19 protein-coding genes are annotated in these 18,672 nt (G+C 56.5%); 9 read left to right on the plus strand and 10 right to left on the minus strand.

Translation table 11 applies throughout. From position 1 onward, the window contains the following. Nucleotides 1-279: 279 nt before the first annotated feature. The gene (locus tag RDV48_23970) at nt 280-2,607 is read right to left on the minus strand and encodes an HNH endonuclease signature motif containing protein (GenBank protein MDQ7825881.1); all 2,328 of its coding nucleotides are present in this window, start codon (nt 2,605-2,607) and stop codon (nt 280-282) included. 424 nt (nt 2,608-3,031) lie between these two features. Between RDV48_23970 and RDV48_23975 the strand changes: the two genes are divergently transcribed. Beyond that, on the plus strand, nt 3,032-3,418 hold the full coding sequence (locus RDV48_23975; GenBank protein MDQ7825882.1) for a hypothetical protein: 387 nt from the start codon (nt 3,032-3,034) through the stop codon (nt 3,416-3,418). Between the two features lie 132 nt (nt 3,419-3,550). Here the strand turns inward: RDV48_23975 and RDV48_23980 are convergent, their stop codons facing one another. Further along, nucleotides 3,551-3,835 carry an ATP-binding protein gene (locus RDV48_23980; GenBank protein ID MDQ7825883.1) on the minus strand — a complete coding sequence of 95 codons (285 nt, stop codon included), beginning with the start codon at nt 3,833-3,835 and terminating at the stop codon, nt 3,551-3,553. A gap of 7 nt (nt 3,836-3,842) precedes the next feature. After that, a complete protein-coding gene (locus RDV48_23985; GenBank protein MDQ7825884.1) occupies nt 3,843-4,217 on the minus strand; it encodes a type II toxin-antitoxin system PemK/MazF family toxin in 375 nt (124 codons plus the stop codon). Nucleotides 4,218-4,327: 110 nt separating this feature from the next. Here RDV48_23985 and RDV48_23990 point away from each other — a divergent pair, with 110 nt between their 5' ends. The 4 genes from RDV48_23990 (at nt 4,328) to RDV48_24005 (ending at nt 7,390) form a co-directional block, all read left to right on the plus strand. Continuing rightward, nucleotides 4,328-4,534: a hypothetical protein gene (locus RDV48_23990; protein MDQ7825885.1), complete on the plus strand. Its 207-nt coding sequence runs from the start codon at nt 4,328-4,330 to the stop codon at nt 4,532-4,534. A 1-nt stretch (nt 4,535) separates the two neighbouring features. Next, nucleotides 4,536-4,976, plus strand: a complete 441-nt coding sequence (locus tag RDV48_23995) for a hypothetical protein (protein ID MDQ7825886.1) — start codon at nt 4,536-4,538, stop codon at nt 4,974-4,976. Nucleotides 4,977-5,156: 180 nt separating this feature from the next. Beyond that, a complete protein-coding gene (locus tag RDV48_24000) occupies nt 5,157-6,641 on the plus strand; it encodes a C45 family peptidase (protein MDQ7825887.1) in 1,485 nt (494 codons plus the stop codon). A gap of 404 nt (nt 6,642-7,045) precedes the next feature. Further along, complete coding sequence (locus RDV48_24005) at nt 7,046-7,390, plus strand: tetratricopeptide repeat protein (GenBank protein ID MDQ7825888.1); 345 nt, start codon at nt 7,046-7,048, stop codon at nt 7,388-7,390. A 90-nt stretch (nt 7,391-7,480) separates the two neighbouring features. Here the strand turns inward: RDV48_24005 and RDV48_24010 are convergent, their stop codons facing one another. The 3 genes from RDV48_24010 to RDV48_24020 all read right to left on the minus strand — a co-directional run bounded on the left by RDV48_24010 (nt 7,481) and on the right by RDV48_24020 (nt 12,462). Then, nucleotides 7,481-7,975, minus strand: coding sequence for a PilZ domain-containing protein (locus RDV48_24010; GenBank protein ID MDQ7825889.1), 495 nt, complete (start codon nt 7,973-7,975; stop codon nt 7,481-7,483). 606 nt (nt 7,976-8,581) lie between these two features. Continuing rightward, nucleotides 8,582-10,336, minus strand: a complete 1,755-nt coding sequence (locus tag RDV48_24015; GenBank protein ID MDQ7825890.1) for an SUMF1/EgtB/PvdO family nonheme iron enzyme — start codon at nt 10,334-10,336, stop codon at nt 8,582-8,584. A gap of 242 nt (nt 10,337-10,578) precedes the next feature. Continuing rightward, entirely contained in the window at nt 10,579-12,462 is a 1,884-nt protein-coding gene (locus RDV48_24020) for an ankyrin repeat domain-containing protein (GenBank protein MDQ7825891.1), read from the minus strand. Nucleotides 12,463-12,526: 64 nt separating this feature from the next. On the opposite strand from RDV48_24020, the gene RDV48_24025 reads away from it, so the two are divergent. Next, complete coding sequence (locus tag RDV48_24025) at nt 12,527-12,706, plus strand: hypothetical protein (protein ID MDQ7825892.1); 180 nt, start codon at nt 12,527-12,529, stop codon at nt 12,704-12,706. Nucleotides 12,707-12,845: 139 nt separating this feature from the next. Here the strand turns inward: RDV48_24025 and RDV48_24030 are convergent, their stop codons facing one another. The 3 genes from RDV48_24030 to RDV48_24040 form a co-directional block, all read right to left on the minus strand. Beyond that, nucleotides 12,846-13,199, minus strand: a complete 354-nt coding sequence (locus RDV48_24030; protein ID MDQ7825893.1) for a PIN domain-containing protein — start codon at nt 13,197-13,199, stop codon at nt 12,846-12,848. Continuing rightward, nucleotides 13,196-13,444 carry a ribbon-helix-helix protein, CopG family gene (locus RDV48_24035; protein ID MDQ7825894.1) on the minus strand — a complete coding sequence of 83 codons (249 nt, stop codon included), beginning with the start codon at nt 13,442-13,444 and terminating at the stop codon, nt 13,196-13,198. The genes RDV48_24030 and RDV48_24035 overlap by 4 nt, the downstream gene beginning before the upstream one ends. Nucleotides 13,445-13,639: 195 nt before the next feature. Further along, nucleotides 13,640-15,175: a hypothetical protein gene (locus RDV48_24040; GenBank protein ID MDQ7825895.1), complete on the minus strand. Its 1,536-nt coding sequence runs from the start codon at nt 15,173-15,175 to the stop codon at nt 13,640-13,642. Between the two features lie 431 nt (nt 15,176-15,606). On the opposite strand from RDV48_24040, the gene RDV48_24045 reads away from it, so the two are divergent. After that, the gene (locus RDV48_24045; GenBank protein MDQ7825896.1) at nt 15,607-16,524 is read left to right on the plus strand and encodes a hypothetical protein; all 918 of its coding nucleotides are present in this window, start codon (nt 15,607-15,609) and stop codon (nt 16,522-16,524) included. Nucleotides 16,525-16,955: 431 nt separating this feature from the next. Here RDV48_24045 and RDV48_24050 read toward each other — a convergent pair whose 3' ends face one another. Further along, nucleotides 16,956-17,447 (minus strand): peptide-methionine (S)-S-oxide reductase, encoded by a 492-nt coding sequence (locus tag RDV48_24050; protein ID MDQ7825897.1) that lies wholly within the window; start codon nt 17,445-17,447, stop codon nt 16,956-16,958. 97 nt (nt 17,448-17,544) lie between these two features. On the opposite strand from RDV48_24050, the gene RDV48_24055 reads away from it, so the two are divergent. Both RDV48_24055 and RDV48_24060 read left to right on the plus strand, forming a co-directional pair. Beyond that, complete coding sequence (locus RDV48_24055; GenBank protein ID MDQ7825898.1) at nt 17,545-17,736, plus strand: type II toxin-antitoxin system RelE/ParE family toxin; 192 nt, start codon at nt 17,545-17,547, stop codon at nt 17,734-17,736. A gap of 454 nt (nt 17,737-18,190) precedes the next feature. Then, the gene (locus RDV48_24060) at nt 18,191-18,661 is read left to right on the plus strand and encodes a hypothetical protein (GenBank protein MDQ7825899.1); all 471 of its coding nucleotides are present in this window, start codon (nt 18,191-18,193) and stop codon (nt 18,659-18,661) included. The last annotated feature ends 11 nt before the right edge of the window (nt 18,662-18,672 follow it).

An 18,672-nucleotide genomic window follows, 5' to 3' on the forward strand; every position in this document is an offset into this window, starting at 1 on the left:
GTGGGAAAAGTGCATGGGAAATCAGGCGCCGGTGAGAAATTTCGGACACCGTGTGCAGGGCTCACCAGGAACTCTCCGGGCTTTTCAGGAGATGGCATAGCAGTCCGTTCCAGAGATGATGATATCGGAGCCCTGAGCAACGGACGCTGGAGCAGCTCCTGTAATAACTGGCACGGGAAGAGGACTCGGGCTGGGTGAGGGGCTTGGACCGGGACCGGGGGGCTCTAGGCTCTGCGCCGGCGATAGTGATGGCTGCGGCGGTTACAATACCGCTGGTGCTTATCCGGGGAAAGGTGAGAGTGACAGGAGACCCTTTTCATAGACCAGGAAAGGGGTGCCTTCCGAAGGGGAGCCGAAGGTGAAGGTGAGCTCGTAAGGCGCCCTGCCTTTCACGGTGAGGGTCCGCAGGCCATGGAGGAGGTGGAGATGGCAGGCCTCGCAGAGCACAATGAGGTTCCAGGGGTCATCGGTGCCCCCCTGGGAGCGCCTGATGATATGGTGCACATGCAGCTTGCGCCTGCAGCGGCAGCCGGGGGTCTGGCAGCGGAACCGGTCGCGCTTCAGGATTTTATGGTGATGTGATGCTCTGTGGAAATGCCCTTCGGTGGTCAGGTAATCAGCAAGCAGGGCGGCAAGGAATCTCTCTTCAGGGCCACCCAAGGCATCATCTGTGGCACCGGCGCCTTCCGCCTGAGCGATATGACTGAGAAAAGCCCGTGCCGCCACGTTCCAGACCTGATCAAGCTCCCGGGGGAGAAAGAACTTTATCATCATGGAGCTCCCTGCCGCCGGCGAGGGATCTCCCGCCGTGAGGATGTCCACCAGGAAGGTCTCCTCGGGATTCTCGCCCCGGGGAATGGTGCAGATCTGCCGGGCCTTTTGCCCCGCACACAGCCTGGAATTTCTTTCAATTTCATGGGAAGCCTCAGAGGCCATCATCTCATCGACATCGCTGAAATACTTCCAGGGCGCATCGAAGCGCCTGTCGCGGCCTGCAATGAGCTTCTCGTCGTCTGACGCGAGAGGCCACGAAGAGCAAAGAGAGGGGCCCTTATACCACGAGCCATCACGTATGCAGTCCTGCACCTCCGGAGAAAGGCCCCGGAACCTCTCGTCGGTGAGATAGCGGAGGCCGGGAAGCAAAGTATAATTGTGGGAGACCAGGCAGTCATATTCAAGGATCCTGGCAACTCGCCCCGCCTCTTCCCTGAGGTCCGCCGTGGGCACGCTCGCGGCATAGGCAATCCACTGCGATTCATTCCTGGAGTCCACCAGAGGGAGGATGAGGCGCGCCTGCTCCCTGGTGATGACGCCCTTCCTGAAGGCTTCTTCGGTGAGGGAGTGGCGGCGGAATCCCTCGGCGAGCCTTATGATCTGGCGGGTCTGCGCCATCGAGAAGCCGCAGCGCTCCCCGGCATAGTCCTCGATGAACTCATAGCCGAGAAGGCGGTGGAGCTGCCTCTCATCCATCGCCCGAAGGAGCATCCCCGCTGCCACGTCGAGCCTCTGGCGGATAGAGGCGGCCCTCCGGAGGCGGCCCGCAACCGCCCTGGCGGAGACCCCGGCGTCTCTTCCCGGCCGGCACTCTTCCAGCCACGACGGGAAATGGATGCTCCAGGGCTGCTCCCAGGGCGAGCTGAAGGAAAGGCCTCCGAAGGCATGCCCGACAACCTCATCGGGATCGCTCACACGCCGGTTTCTCATCCGCCTTTTCAGGAGGGGGACCCGGGAGAATATGGGGCGGCTCCCCTCGCTATCGATGGCAGGAAGCTCTGGAGTGACCTCCCCGGAAGTCAGGTAATTGGCGAGAAGCGCCTCGACAAATCCGGCGACAGGCCCGTCATAGTGCTCTTTGTCCCTGAAGAGGGAGAGGGCGAAGTCCCAGGTGAGGGCAAGTGAGGGCGCCACGCTGAAATACATCATTGTGCCCTCGTCTCCGGCTTCGGGAGCACCTGCGGAAACGGGAGCCGATCCGGCCTTCCCTTCGGCGAGGGCCTTCTTCACTTCCCCCTCGAGGCCGCACAGGGAGCGCACCTCTGCAACGGCGAGCCACCGGGACTCATTCTCAGGCGTCGCGACCCTCGAGAGATGCCTGAGGGCGCTCTTTGCGATTCTGCCCTCAAGATAGGCCTCCCGCGTGAGGGGGAGCGCCCTGAGAAGCTCGAAGTTGTGCATCAGCTCCGACGCGGTGCGCCCCGAGAACGAGAGATGCTCCGTGGCGAAGGTCCCCATGGAGCGGTATCCTAACTGATCAACCCCTTTCGCTTTAAGAGTGACGAGAAGGCCGCCGAGCAGAAGATCCAGTGCGAGGCGGCCGCGGACTGCCTCACAGAGGGTGAAATCGATCCGTGATGCCCGCTCGTCCCTGTCGATGGAGCCGAAGGTGATGTCCTCGGTGAGCCTTTCTGCTTCGGGAATGAGGCCCTCCCTGGTGATTTTAACAAGGTGCCCGGGCCTGCAGGGGGTCCCCTCGGGAAGCTCATGAGGCTCGGGGAGAAGGAGCATGTCCTCGTGGTCATTAAGGCAGCAAGGATCCGCGAGGTGAAGAAGCTCTTCTTCATCGGGCAGGAAAACTGAGTGAATGGTGTGGGTCTCAAACGTATCCATGTAATAATGATACCATAGTGAGAGGGAAAAAGCAAAAGGACAACCCCCAGAAAAGCCCATATTGAAGGGGTTATTTGGCCATTGCAGGATGCCCCGCCAGAGGCCCTTAAAGGGTGAAAAGGTCAAAAATGACCCTGAAGGCCATAAAAGACCGGCCAGCTAAAGATTGGGCCGGTTTCCATGTGCTTCATGCCGGATCTGCCGCCGGGCGGAATGTTTTTTTGCGGGGGAAAGATATTATGGCTCCTGACCTGTCGATTCCCTGTAAAGCCGGTTCGGAAAGGCCGGGAGCCACCTGGCTTTCTCGTCTCATTCCGGTGAAGGAAATCGGCGCTCAGCGGAAAACATCCATAAGGGGTGCCCATGGGCAGTTTTTCCATGGGGCATGGCCAAAATGCTTTCGCACAATAAGGAGGAACCTACCATGGGACTGGAAGAGAAACGCGTTATCAAAAAGCTGCAGGAAGAGGTGCTGCCGAGATACCATGACGAGCTTGCCGCCCTGGCAGGCCGGGAGATACCGGTCACCGTAGCATGGGAGAGCTTCAGCGAAGACCTCAGGGCGATGAAGTTCTTTGAGAACCAGGGGCTGAAGTATATGGTGAGTGCCGTGAAGGCCGTCTGCAAGGATGATATCGGCAGGGAAGCGGTAAACAAAGGCCTGAAAGAGATAAAGTTCGTCAACCTTGATGATCCCGCCGGGTGCGGGGTGACCTTTGCCGGCGGCGTGGTCCTGGTGAAGGGAAGCTGGGCAAAAGCGGGCTACCCACAGGAGGGAGACATCCGTAAGGCCATAGAGAACGGCCTCTGAAACGCAGTCACCTGCGGCGGTTTCCCTGCCGACCCGCGTGCCGCCATATCTTAAATCTGACCGCAGACTTTACCTTATGCTATCCCAATGCGCTTTCGAAACGGTGGCAGAGCTATTTCAGACTGCTTAGGTTCACCAGAGGGCCTGGATAGAGAAGATCATTCTGATGACTCCAAGAGCGCAGGCTATCCACGATTTGCCGATCCCCGTGGGGCCGGTCAGGATGACATTCCTACCTGCTTTGACCCACCTGCAGCTCACAAGATCTCTCATCACCTCCCGGTCAAGGCCGCGGTGAGTCTGGTATCTCTGGAAATGGTGATCGGTTCTCCCTGGAATACGCGGCCCTCCTCGCCCATGGAGCCATCCGCCATGATGCCAATCTGGAGGGTGCGGTCCCCCTGCACCTGGCGGCAAATGCCGATTAGAGGCTCAGGATCTCTTTCAGGCTCCATATCACCGAGTGGAAATCTTCAGGGGTGATACTTCCCAGCTTTCGCCTTACCATGTCCTGCTTCATGGTACGGATAACGGCAGTGACGACCGTGGGATAGAGGAGACCCGCTTTTTTCCATTCATTGAGTGCCGTGTCGCCTGTGAGAATCCGTCCGGTATTGCCAGTGACTGCAGCCATGATAAGCTCCCTGCGCCCCAGATGATAGCTTTCGGTGCTAAGCACCAGTGCGGGCCTCTGCTTGGTTTCTTCTTTCTCTGCAGACGCGAAGCTTACCAGTATGATGTCACCTGGCTTATAGGCGATGTTATTTTCAATCTTATCATTCTTTTCCGGCTTTTCCAAGACTCACTTTTTGAGCTTATCAAAAGGAGATTGTCATAGCAGGAGCTCTCCATAACAGCATTGTCTAATGTATATATAAATGTTATAATATAATAACAGGAATAAAAATTATGAGAGTAAGAGAACTTCTCAGAAAAATCAAAGCACAGGGGTGGTTCCTGCTTGAGCACGGAACGGAGCACGATCATTGGACCCATGAGCTCATTGACGGGTATGTTCCCATAATCCGCCGCTATTCAGAAGAAGTGTCAGCGGGAATCGAGCACAGGGTGAAAAAGCTGATGAGAGAAATTGAAAAGAAAAAAAGGGGGAAATAATATGATGAGGTATCCTGCCAGATACCAGAAAGAATCTGATACCATGTATTTTATTGAGTTCATTGATTTCCCTCATGCCATCACGCAGGGCAAGAATCTGGACGAGCTCAGGAGCAGGTCTCAGGATGTGCTCTCGATGGCAATAAAGCATAACCTGAACAGGGACATTGCCATCCCGGAACCATCTCAGGTAGAAGGAGATGATGTTATCTGGGTAGAGCCCTACCCTGAAATCCGCCAGCGCATGGGCCACAAGAAAGGATGCGGGTGCCCGGTGTGCAGAAATGCAAGAGGGGAGAGGAAGCGCACCAAAAAGAATATCTTTCTGAGGCTCAATGAAGAACTGGCTCACCTCATAGAGAAAGAGGCGAAGGAGAAAGGCGTCAAGCGGATAGTAGTAATAGAGACGGCGCTGAAGCAGTACTTCAACAAGGCATCATAAATTACCGGCCCCGGCCATTGGTGCAATCGAGCTGAATCGCAGGTGCCTGAGCACCGCTTCCTGGAATTTTTTTCTCTCTGGCCCCTCCTGCCTCTCTTCGCCAGGAACTATTCGGACATTTCCGGAATTTACCTGAATAAGTACCGTGCCGGCTTGTGCACCACTCAAAAGGAGGCTTCCATGAAACACAGGCGTTATCTCTCCGCGCTCTCAGCTCTCTTCCTCGTCTTGCTCGCCGCAGCTTTCATGCTCTCAGGCTGCTCGTCTTCCGGCTCAGGGAGCGCCCAGGCTGCAGGCTGCGGGGACGGCGGTATTCTCGCGAAAGCCTCACGCGAGGAAAAAGGGGGGTGGGTCTTCATCCACATCGAAGGCGCACCCGGTGATCGCGGCTACCAGTACGGCCATCTCTGCGCTCCCGAGATAGATGATTTCATCACGGTGCTGAAAGTGTATCTCCAGAACACTACCGGCAAGGACTGGGACTTTTACCGGAACGCGGCAGCAACAATCATGGCTCCCCGCATAGAGAAGGAGTACATGGACGAGCTTGCAGGCATTGCGGCGGGGCTGCAGGCGAGGGGGATGTCCTATGATGTGACGGACATGATAGCATCGAACGCCAATATGGAGCTCTCGGAATATTACCTTCCCTCGATTTCAACGACGACAGAAAAGATCCACCGGGGACGGATTCCGAAGATGCGATGCTCAGCGTTTATCGCCACCGGTTCCTGCACGAAGGACGGTAACGTGGTCATGGGGCACAATTCCTGGGATGACTATATAATCGGCCAGAGAGGGAAAATCATTCTTGATATAAAGCCTTCGTCGGGATACAGCATCATCATGCAGGCCTGGCCCGGCTTCATCGACAGCGGCACCGACTTCTACGTGAACTCAGCCGGCATTGTCATCACGGAGACCACCATCGGCAATTACTCCGGCTTTGACACGCAGGGCGTGCCCGAGTTTGTCCGGGCAAGAAAGGCTGCGCAGTACTCAGCCTCCCTCGATGACTTCGTGCGGATCATGAGAGAGAATAACAACGGCGCCTATGCCAACAGCTGGCTCATCGGCGACGTCAACACCAGGGAGATAGGAAAGCTCGAGCTGGGGCTCGTGAACTCTTCGTTCTACCGCTCCAGGCAGGGCTATTACGACGGGGAAAACTATGTCGATGACTCCAAGATGATCAGGGATGAGTGCAGCCCCACCTGCTGGGACACCAGCCAGAACTGGCCCATGGCGCTTGCCAACACCAACTGTGTCACCGCGAGGCGCCTGCGATGGAATGCCCTCATGACCCAGTACAAGGGCACCGTTGATGTGGAGCTGGGCAAGCAGTTCGAAGCCGATCAGTATGAACAAGCCCTAGGCAGGATCAACCCCGGCGGGCTGGTGCTGATGGCCCGGATGGAGATCACCAATGTGCCGGAGATGCCGGGCTTCGAGGCACCCCGTCCTTTCGGCGCCAATGACGCCAAGGTAGTCGATGCGACGCTCGCGAAATCGATGAGCTTCTGGGCCAGAATAGGCCACCCCGACGGCTCGACCTTCACCTGGGACCAGTTCCTCATCGACAACCCGCAGTTCGCCTGGGAGGCTCCCTATCTCAAGCCCCTGGAGGACAATCCCTGGACGCTCTTCAGCGCCTCGGGCCGGTGAAGACCTCCGCCGCGGGAAGGTGAAGAGCCTGCCGCAGACAGCCGGGATTGAATCAATAAGAGCGCTCTTGATGATTCTGGAATGGGCGAAAAATTCTTGCCATGGGGGTTCTTTTTTGCTCATATGGGTGGGAGGCAGAAAGGCAGACTGCTATCCTTAAAAGCCGCGGTCTCTTCGGACCCGCTTTGAGAAGTGGCTCCACGTGCTGAGGTTCGGGGAGCACTATACCTTTGACTCCGGGAAGGTTCCCGGAGTGCTGAAGAACGAGGAGGAGATCCCGATGGCATGAGCCTCTGACCATTGCCGGGAAGACGTTCTGACTGAATCTGCAGAACTGCAGGAAGTGCCCTGCGGCACAGAAACACACGGGGCTTCATGCTATAGTCAGGATGGAGGTGCTCACCATGGCGGCTGTCGATCCCCTCTCCGGTTTTCACGGCGTAAGGCTCTCACCCGATGCGGTGATCGCGAAGTATCAGTGTCTTGACCTTCCCATGAGCCTGCTCTTCGGGAAAACAAGAAAGACGATGCCCTTGAAGCCTTCGGACGTCCTCTCCCTGGCGGAGGCCTACAGGGAAAAGAAGGAGTACCTCCTTGCCGAGGAGCTGCTCCGGGGTCTGGTGGACGGCAGGGAGCGAAGCAGCGCCCTCTTCTCTCTCGGCCTCTGCTGTCACGGCAGGGAGCGCCATGGTGAAGCGGCCCGCTGGTATGGCGAATACCTTGCGCAGTCACCTGCGGCGGTTTCCTGAAAGCACTCGCCCAGGGGAACCTCGCCGATGCGTGCCGCGCCCTGGGCCTTTATGAGGAGGCCGGGCTGCTCTGTCCACCCGCCCGCCCGGTCAGCTCATTGATGATAAGGGCTGCTGTCGAAGATGGGTAAGATATCGCCCCAGGGGGCCCTTTCCGTTCTGATCGATTTTCGAGAACAGCACGCCGTATTCGTGGGAGCCCTCCCGTTCCCCCCGCCAGACTGTTTTTACAAAAAACAGTCCCATCTCTCCTCCGAATCTCAGCACTATGCTGACCCACGATTCCAGTGCGAGCGCTCCCTCAGTCCTGATCCTCAGGCCGCCCGGGCTGGCGTCAACGACCTGGGCATTGAAAGAGCTCAAGCCGTCGGGATGGCAGATTGCCCTCTGGCCGTCAGGGTATCTCCGGGACCGTCTTTTTTCGCGGGTATGGATGGGTATGCTTCTCTTCGGTCTTCCCCTGACAAGCCACCCTCCCCGGAGCTCAAGCTTCCCCTCTTCATTGCCTTCGGGACCCGGCCCGGCGCCGTTGCCGCCCCTCTTCTCACTCCTCAGCCAGTCAAGCGTCATCAGTGCCGATATCATATGGAGAGCCTCATTTCGGTGAAGTTTTCCCTTTGCCATCATTATATCACCAGGGCATTACAGAACTCTTACACAGGAATTCCATGGGGAATCGGAAAGCAGTAAACCAGAGAGAGGCGTAAAATTACGGAAGAACTTTTTGCTCAAATTCATAAAGGGGCTCATGAAGCTTTTGTTTCAGCACTTTATATGGACGAGGTTGAAAGAACTGAGCATCCTCTTCTTCGTTACCAGCTTGAGGGTGTGGTGACGATTATATCGTGGAAGTCATTGAAGTGACTGAGCAAGCGAGAAAAGTTGCCGCTGCGTATGTGAGCGCCGGAGCGTTTATCGGTGGTAATCGATAGTACCGCCGAGTTTACCGCAAATGATCTGGAAATCGGGATCTGATTCGCGATTGCAATCGATAGTCATGGGACAGGAATTGAGATGATATCTTTGAATCACTGGCAAAGGAAGTCACCGCGGCGAGAATCTTTGACGATGAGGCCGCGCCGGTGGCGGAAGCGTTCAGGAATATGATTCAGCGCTGATATTTTATTTATGCTTACAGGTGCAGCACGCTCTGATGCGCGATGTCTTCAAAGCGCACCTGGACAGCTCTCCCTATTTTGTCCTCATGACGCGGAAGCCCACATCGGTATAGTAAAAAAAAGGCTCAAGGGAATTCCTGTACCCTGAAGCGCAGGCATTTGCAGGGAGGTCGTAGCAGCCGCCGCGCAGGCAGCGGTATTGTCCGGTGACGGGGCCCTTGGGGTTGCGTGTCGGCGAGCCGCCGGTGAAGCCGTCGCTCGGGAATGCCCCATCGCCGTACCAGTCGCTAATCCACTCGTATATGCTTCCGCTCATATCATAGAGTCCAATCCCGTTGGGCTTTTTTGTGCCGGCGGGGTGCACGAGGTCGGGAAGCTTTGAATTCGACCAGAACCAGAGAAAGGTCCAGCCCGGGTCACTGGCATCGCTGTCGCTCAGTGCATCGCCCCAGTAATAGGAAGTCGTTGAAACCGCGCCGTTCTTGTCCTTGATCCGGCACGCATATTCCCACTCCGTTTCGGTGGCGAGGCGGTAGCCCTTCCTTTCGGGATGGTAACTCGCCCCCCCCTGGCCCCACCGGCCGCTCCCGTCATCGGTAAAAGGGCCGTAGCAGAGATCGGCGTCGGTCATCCCATGCTGTTTCGTGAGCCAGTTGCAATAAGCGACGGCGCCGTACCAGGTCACAATGTTAACGGGCCAGGTGCCCTTCTCGGGACTTATGATGGTGAAGTGCGGCGTTTCATAATTGTACTGGATGCCGCTCCATGAGCTGGTGTCAGAGGGATACCACCAGTATTGTCCTCCCTCGTATCCGTTTTCCATTCCCTGGGCCGTCATGTCATTGAGGAACTGGCAGTATTCATTATTGGTCACCTCGTACTGCCCCATGGAGAAGGCGCTGACCGTCACCCCGTTAATCGAGGTGCCCTGCGCCGCGATGGTCGCACCGGGAATTTCCAGGGCGCCGACGACAAGCTTCCTCGTCCCCTCTTTTCCCCCGTATGAGGCCTTTACTTCCAGGGCCTCCATGGAGTTTCTGGTTTTAAGCGATGATCCGTCATAGTACCCCGCCTTGAAGAGGCCCTTCTTCCCGGAATCCATGAAGCCCACGGTGGCCGCTTCGCCGGAGCCCCACTTTTTCACCGACCACGTGGCATCACCTGTGATATCCTTCTGCTGCCCGCTGGAATCGGTGATGAAGGCGGTGAACTGCTCCTCGTCGGGATCGCCGTCCTGCCCGATTGCAGCAGGCGCCTTCCTCTGCCCCATACAGGTCCTGGCTGAAGTGATTTCCACGCCTCCGCCGCCATAGACATCCGTCGGCGAGGGAGAAGGTGAAGGCACGGGGGGGGTGGGCTGAGGTGCAGGATTGGGAGTGGGATTGCCTGGCACGGTGCAGGCAACTCCCCCTGATGCCGATGAGGCGCCCCAGGCATTCACCACGAGCACCTGGAGCGACTCTCTGGAGGAGCTGTTTTTTATCGGCGCGCCCTGGGGAACCTGGCAGACTATCGATGAATCGGACCATATGCCGTAGCTGGAAGCCTTCACGACAGTGCTCCCGTCGCTGAAGGCCACGTAGCCGGAGGCCCCGCCGCTCTGCTGCGAGGCTCCGAATCCGCTGCCCTTCACTTCGCACCAGTCGCCCACTCTGAGGGGAGAGCCCCCATTGTCCAGGTTGCTCACCGCCGTGACCTGTGGATTGGCAGCGCCACCTCCTCCGCCATAGCCTCCGATCTGTGCATTATCACTGCCGCTGCAGCCTGCACAGTACCAGGACAGGATGAGCAGAAGCGCCAGACCGTAAAAACTGAAGGGATGTTTCATGGCATTGTCCTTTCATCGCAGTGCGCTTTACAGGTGAGCCCCTCCGGGAGCTCCAGGCGATTATTTTGATTTCATAACTTCCGGGCTCATGGGGAGTTATTTATGCTGCAGAAAAATCCTGCATGCTACGGATCCGCTCCCTGGCAAGCCGTCACAGGCATGAGGAGGAGGATAGGAAGCTTGGTTTCGGCTGCCCCCGGCCTCCGCAGATAGTATACAAGAAATTATGGGGAAGCGCTTTTTCAGCGGTGCTCCACTTCATGGCGGGCTGTAACGCTGAAGGGATGAAAAGGATCGAGCTTCCTGAGCTTTAAAAAGCACTTCTCCGCTTCGTCATGCTTGTTCTCTTTTCTCAGGATTTCCCCTTTGAGATACCACATGTCAGACAGGCCGGGTCGCTTTCTTATCTGGGTATTGATTCTCTCAATGGTCACTGTCGAAGGGCTCTCAATGAAGTCAATATAGAATCTTGAGGCGATTCCATAAAAAGACAGAGGGTCCGTTGCCGCCGAGACACGGAAATGGTCCGCTGCCCGCGTGTGCAGGCCTGCGAAGAGGCACATCCGGCCGCTTTGGAAGTGGACTCGCAGGTTCTTGCTGTCAGCCTGGAGATACTCATTGCAGAGATCGGCCGCCTCGGCATACTTGCCTTCAAGGGAAAGGATAAGGGCCTTGAAATAAAGATGCTCTCTGTCGGGAGGGCTCAGCCTCCTGGAAGCGCTCAAATGTCTTTCTGAAGCCGTGCCGTCACCTCTCTGCGCTTCGAGCAGCGCCAGACAGTTGTGAATGCTGCAGTCCTCCTTATTTTCCCTGAGAGCTCTTCTGTAGTGCTTCCTCGCCGCTTTGAGCCTGCAGGCATTGTGATGAGCCACTCCGCTGTTCACCAGCGCACTTGACCGGTAATATTCATCCATTTCCGCCAGCCTGAAAGACCTGATGGCTTTGGCAGTGAGCTCTGTCTCAATGTACATTTTCCCTATCTCAAAGCTGGTGTAGCCTGAAGACCCGTATCCGATGGACATCCTGAGAAGCTCCTCGAGGTTCCTCTTCTTCCCTGATTCAATGAGATATTTTCCAAGAAGGCAGACATGGTCCGCCCTGGGATGGATCTTTATCAGATCAGCGACAAGCTTCCATGATTCCTTCTCCTTTCCCGTGAGGCGGCAGAGGTGCGAGAGCCTGAGGATGACCCACTCATAGAGCGGATCGAGGCTCAGTGCCTCCCTGTAAGCCTCGGCTGCCTTTTCCCATGCGCCTTCCTCTTCGAGGGCCCTGCCTTCCTCCACCTTCTGCCGGGCTTCCCGGCTCGTTATCATGAAAGCCTTCTGCCAGGGTGAGACCGCCAGCGCATCGAAGGCCACATCGGCATCGAGCAGACTATTGTTCATGACGGAAAAGCAGTCAAGAAAATCCTCTTTTCCATCTGAATGCTTCAGCAAAGCGGCCCCTTTGGAGAGCAGCAGCCTTATGAGAGACCTTTGAGCAGCCAAGACCGCAAGGTGAAGAGGACTGTAGCCATATCCATCATTGGCGTCAATGCATGCTCCGTGGTTGATAAGCAGTTCAGCGACGGGTAATGAGCCCCTTGATGCCGCATTGCATAATGGAGTGGTGCCTCGCTTTGTTTTCATATCAATCGCGGCACCGCGGCTGATGAGTACAGCAGCTGCCTTCGGGCAGTTTTCTGATGCCGCGATGTGAAGAGCAGAATGCCCTTTGCTTATGGTGGCATTCAGGTCAGCCCCTTTCTCGACAAGCACTTCCACCGCTTCCGCATTGTCGGCCAGCACTGCCCACATGAGGGCCGTCTCTCCCTCTTCATTGGCCTGATTGATGTCAATCCCCCCGGCCAGCGCCAGATTGATAAGCTCGAGGGATCCTGAACTGGCGGCAAAGTGGAGGGCTGTTGCTCCTTGAGGGCCTCTCGCTTTGAGGGAGGCTCCCTTCAAGAGAAGGAGATTCGCCACCTCCACAGAGCCATCACTCAGGGCGACAAGCAGCACACTTTTTCCCCGCTCATTCGTTCCGCTCACGTCTGCACCGTTACGGAGAGCCGATTCGGCGAGGGCAAGATCGTTGTTTTCTGCAGCCTTGAAAAGGCTGAGCTGCGGGTCTTTCAGAGACATAAAGGATCCCTCCCGGGCTGGAGAGGCTGAATATCATTTCTTTGGGTCTCCCAGGATTATATCATTGCAGTGTGCTGCGGTCAATTCCAAGGGAGAAGAGGGTGCCATTGAAGACCTGAAGCGTTTCTTCAGGACCATGGAGTTCGTCAGGAAAGTCACTTTCGAGGAGAAGGAGAGGAGAAAATGGCAGAAGGCCGCCGGGAGCATAGTTCCACGGGGTGATGACAGTGCCGAAGATACCTGATCTCAGCGCGGCAGCACCTCGGACATACTCCTTTCTGATTGATGGTGCCAGTTTTCATGCCTTCATACCGGAGGTCTTTCAGGGTCCGCGTCACCGTTAAGAGCCAAGGCTCTGAAAGCCACATTCCACGAAATGGCGGTCAAAGGCAAAGACATGTCCTATCTCTTTTTCTCATAAGGGCAAAACTGGTGCAGTCAACGAGACTGAGACTTCTCCTGCCGGCGGCGATGAGGCTTTCCGTGCCGATACGGTGCAGCACCGCATCAACCCATTCCACGTGAAGCAGGGGAGCGATACTGTCAAGGAATGCTCTGACAGCCTCCACACCAACCCTGTTCTGGAGCAGCGATATTGTCTCGACGATCACATAATTGCTGCTTACGAGAGGCTCTCCCGATTCAAGAAGCCCCTCCCATATCTTCCGGGCTGCGCCGTGATTGATATCGTTGCCCAGAAGCACTGCAAGGAACGCTGAGGTGTCAACATAAGTCATGGGTGATGCTCCTCGAAGAGGTAGGAATCGTGGCGTAAAGAGAGATCTTTCTGCTCCGACGTGAAACGGCCTGCAACCGCAAGGGCTTTTTCAATCCTTACCGCGCGGCTTGCATCCTGAACTGACTCAATGAGGAGATTGACCGCCTCGCGGATGAGCGAAGCGGTGGATTCATTTCTTGCGGCAGCCATTTTCTTGAGAGCCAGGGCCTGTTCCTCGGTGAGTTGAATCTGCGTGCGGATCATGAGATTGCCTCCATGAGGTAATGCTCTGATGTAATGATAACACATTTTTTCTCTTCCTGCAAAAGCTGTCCGGGCAGGTAACCCGCACCACGCTAATCTCACTATTCTTGGCAGGAGTTTCCATGGAACCACCATCCCCATCGCAGCAACAAGCCGCTTCTTCGAGGAGAGGAAGCGAGATCCCGGCCCCCCCCGTCAGTGGATCCACCTGAAGCTCCTGTTGATGGGGAGCTTTATACCGCCAATGATGACAAGGCTTTCGTCCTGATCGACGGTGACGCCCTGGGTGACGCCCTCTTTTCCCGCATTCTCTGCAATGGTATTCTCTTTCAGTGTCTCGACGCTTCCCCTGTCGAAGGGAGCGAGGTGAATGAGGCTCCCGGGCCCGCCGTCGAAGAGGAGGTCCATGCTTCCATCACGGTGAGCATCTGCCTTCAGCAGATCCATGGGGTCCCTGAAGGTCCTGGACCAGAGGGGCGAGCCGTCGGTGTCGAAGGCCTGGAGGCAGCAGGCACCGGGGGAGCCTCCATGGGTACGGCCTTCCAGGAAATTTGAGAAGACAAGGACATGGCCTCTCGAGTCCATGAATACTTTTTCTCTTCCCGCCCCGCTCTCCGTGGAGGGCAGCGGTGCCCTCCACTTTTCAGAGCCGTCGTCATTGAAGGCAATAAGGGCTCTCTCGGCGGGTGGGGCACTGCCGGGAGTTTTTGCGGCACCAAGCCTCAGGGCCACTGAGCAGATGGTGCCTCCAGGACCCTGGACGCTTTCCCTCACGATAGTATAGTCTTTCGCGGCCAGCTCTATTGGCTTTGTCGCTCCAGGCTTCAGCAGGTATGTGGCAGGCATCCCCGCCTTCAGGGGTGTGGCAGTGACTACGACAGAGCCGTCAGTCAGCACGTGGTGGTCATCAAGCCGCTTCGGCGAGTCGCCTCTCCCGCTGTAGTCGTCGCCCGTGACGCCGGGAACCCGGGGGAGGAGCCTTTTCCTGGTCCTGCCTGAGCCGTCATGCATGGTATATGAAGGCCTGCTGGTATAGAGATCGCAGTCATAGCATGTGCCAAGCTCGTCAAAGCAAAGCTGGTGGCCCGGGCCTGACGAGGTAATCTTCGTGACCTCTCCACCTTTCACGATGGAGGCCTCGCTGCTGTTGTGCACGATGAGGGCTTCCCCCCTGCTGTTCACCTGTACAGACTCGATGAAGGGTGAGAGGCCGTGCTCATTGAGGTTGACGCTCCACTGCTGCGTTCCATCGGGGGTATAGGAGGTGACGAGGGTGGGATCACTGTAGCCCTTTCTTCCAAGGAGCAGAAAGGTGCCGTCAGGAGCCCCGTAGAGCTTGCAGGCTGTCGTGGAGATCACACTCTTTTGCTGCATGGAAGGATCAAAGAGCACGAGATCCCTGGGGGAATCCATATGGGGGCCCCTCTTGACGAGGGCCGCCGTCGTGCCCCCGGCATTCCTGGCGATGCAGTCATGCTGATAATACCCGCCGTCCGGATCGGGGAGTCCCAGCGGCTTGACTATGGCGTCGGTGACTGACTTTTCCAGCGTTGCCGTGGCGTTTTTGTCCAGGATGAGCTGCCTGAGGCCCTCCTGGCGCGCCGTATCGCCCTCAGGAGACGGTGATTCCTCGAAGCGCTCCGCTGCATCTTCAGGCCCGCTGTCATTGACAGGCAAAGGGGGAGGAAGGTGCGGTCTTTCCTGGTGAAATCTCTGGGGCTCAATCTTCATCTCCCACCTCCCGGCATGCCGCATGTTCCTCATCTTTCAATCGGCAGCAGTATAAATTGTATCGCACCAGGGGCGGTATGTCAACAGATCCGGAGAAGGTTCCTGATCGGCATGATCAAGAGCGTCTGCAGATGCAGTATTGCAGATTCTCCGGACAGGCAGTGACGCGGCTCTTGAACTTGCCGTGCAGAGTATACTCTGCCTTGGGTATTGCCACAATCAGAAGTGTCTGCTCAGGCTTCAGGGGTCGCTTTGCCAGGCTCTATTTCTATGGCCGCCCGGCATGCCTGTCATCGCGCCGGATTACCTGTCACCTCCCCAGGTACGCGTCTTGCCGATCCAACGTGGGAAAGGCCGCCCGATAGTGCTATCATGAGAAAAAAAGAAGAAGCATCGTGCGGAGGAGAAATACTCGGAAAGGCAGTGAGCCTGTGACTGTTATTCCCTCAGCTCCCCCGGCGAATCTTTTTGATGCTTCCCTCGAGCCTCTCCCCCCCGCGGAAGAGCCCCGGATCGAGGTTCCTCCCTATTCACCCGACTCTTTCACCCTGGCAGGCGCCTGCGGCTCTGAATGGTGCCCCGGTCCCCCCGTCCCTCCCTCGCAGCTTGCGCGGGAAGGCTGGCATGCGATGGCCGGAGCTTCGAGCGCCTATGAGCAGTGCTCCATAGGCCGCTCCTACACGGAGAGGATATATTACGCCGCCATGAGCCCCGCAGAGAAAGCGCTTGCAGGGACTGCCCTCAGCGCCTCGTACGCTCTTGAAAACCCTCTGTCAACCGTTGATCTCTTTTACCTCTCCTTTGGCGCCATCTCGGCGGGCCTTCAGGGCCCCGCGGCGGCGGTTCTCGCGAGAACGGGCCGCGACGCCCTCATGAAAGCCCGTGGGCCCCGCGATCAATGCCACATGGGGCTCGCCTTCTGCGATGCCGTCAAGAAGAACACCGCGGACAGCGCAGGCGCTGCACTGATCAATACGGCTTTTGAAGCCTACGGCTCCCTGGAGCATGCCGGCTCCGCGGCGTCTCTGCTTGAGCGCGCTCTTTCAGCCTTCACCCCGTGGGGCATCGGAGGCCCCGTGGAGGCCGTGCTGGGGAAAACGGGGTGCGAGGCGATGGGCGGCGCAAAGCACAACAGGGACCGCTGCAAAATTGGCTATGTCTTTACCCGCTCAATAAGGGACACGACGGTCCATGAAGGGGAGAAGGCCGCCGCGCAGGCGGCGCTTGACGCTTACGGTCTGGCGCCCGACGCCTCCTCTGCCGCAGAGGCGCTCCAGCAGTACCTGCAGAAGTTCGCGGGCCTTCCTCCTTTTCCCTCAGGAGCCCTTCTCTCAGGACTGCAGGAGTGACCATGGAACCACCATCCCCATCGCAGGAACAAGCCGCTTCTCCGGGCGAGGGAAGCGTTTCCGATATCCCCGGCGGAGCTGCGCCTCCCTTGAATGCCCCATGCGCGGAAGATCTCTCGGATTATGCAGTGAGGCTCTTTCAGGAGTACCTCAGGATTGACACGACCAACCCGCCGGGCAGTGAGTTCCGTGCCGCCCTTTTTTTCAAGAAGGTCTTCGACAGGGAAGGCATGGAAAACCAGGTCTTTGAATATGCCCCCGGCAGAGCCAACTTTTATGCCTGCCTGAAGGGAGACGGCACAAGGCGCCCTTTTATCCTGTTCAACCACAGCGACGTGGTCCCCTCAGATGAGGCCTGTTGGAGCACCGGACCCTTTTCCGGGGAGATAAGGGATGGCTTCATATTTGGCCGTGGCGCCGTAGATATGAAATCAATGGCGATAGTGCAGCTTATGGCGATGCTCAGGCTCAAGCGCCAGGGATTCCCCTTGAAGGGAGATATCATATTTCTTTCCGTTGCCGATGAAGAGGGCTTCATCTCCAGGAACCGGGGACTCCATCTTCTCTCCGGAAGGAGAAAGACCGGGGATCGGGCAGGACTTTCCTTTCCAGTGCTCCCTGATGAACTGCTCTCTTCCCGACGCTTCGCGGTAGAGCTTGTAGCGGAGGGGCTGCCTGCTGGTGTACTGCTGGTGGTATTCTTCTGCGGGGAAGAAGGGTGCCGCCTTCAGCAGCTCCGTCGCGACAGGCCTGCTGAAAATTCCTGATTTTTCAAGGCTTTTCAGGTATGCCTTCAGTTTTACAGGGCTGTTGGAAAACTTTTTTCTTCCCAGTGTTTCGCCGCTTTCCTCGTGCATCGCCACCGCGACGATTGTCTCCTTGTGGATGTCCAAACCGACGTAGAGTGTGGTATAATCTCTCATGGGACTGACCTCCTTTGCATTCACTGCGGTTTCTGACATGGAGGGCATTCTCGCATAGTATGAAAATGAAGGGGTGCCTGCACCGGGAAAGAGCCTGATGGCAGAATTGCTTTCCAGGATCGTGAGGCTTGAGGAATTTCCAGAAAGCGGCCTCATAGTACCTGAGTTTGGCAATGAGCATGTCCGTGAGATCATTCACCTCCCTTTCCGCATCGTATACAGGTGCGATAAAAAGAGAGTGCGTATTATCCGCCTGTGGCGAAGCGAAAGAATTATGAAACTCCCGTAATCGATGTCTCCCCTTAAGCTTGCTGAAAACTCTTTTACCGTCTCGAAGGCGCATTGGCAGAGCCTGGGGTAGAGCCTGTGGTCAATTTTGTGCTCAAAAAAGCATCACTATCGCACCAATTAAAAGGAGCATACCGCTTAATTGGGCGATAGTACAAAGTAGATGCGCAGCATCCTGGGAATGGTAAAGGTGCTGGTTCTTATCGGCACCTGAGTGTCAATGATTTCTTCTGTAAGGGATTCTCCACGCTCGAGGGCTCGCCGCTGGCTGCACGTCGGGCAGAAGCACCTGCATTTGCAGGAGTATGGCTGGAGATACTCATCGCCGCAGTCCAGATATGCTTGAATCATTTCCCACGGGCGTGCTGACGATTGTATCTTCACTGCCGGGCTGTCACCATTTTTACGTGATCATTGAATAACATGCGCTCAGCAGGTATAATGAGAGCAGAGGGATGGATATGAGCGACACATTCCGGTTATTCTTTGACACATCTGTGTTTGGCGGCTATCATGATCAGGAATTTGCCGAGGAAACCCGTCAACTGTTCCACTATGCAAGAACAGGCAGAATTACGATAGTCATCAGCGATGCAATAATCAGGGAACTTGAGAGGGCTCCGGTAGATGTAAAGCAATTACTTCATGATTTCAAAGACTTCATCGAAGTCGTGGCTATCGATGCCCGTATGTATGCCCTTGCAGAAAAATATGTCGCAGGCGGTATCATCCCGTTGAAGTGGTCTGACGATGCGCTCCATGTTGCGACGGCGACAATAGTGGAAACTGATGCAATTGTGTCGTGGAATTTCAAACATCTTGTGAGATTTGACAGGATTCGTGCATTCAACCAGGTAAACTTCGCCGGTGGTTATGGCATGGTGACCATCATTTCACCAAAGGAGGCTGAACTGAGCGATGATTAAGGAGTTCGATT

This window comes from Candidatus Eremiobacterota bacterium (assembly GCA_031082125.1).
In the GTDB taxonomy this organism is placed as follows: Bacteria; Vulcanimicrobiota; CADAWZ01; order CADAWZ01; family Ess09-12; genus Ess09-12.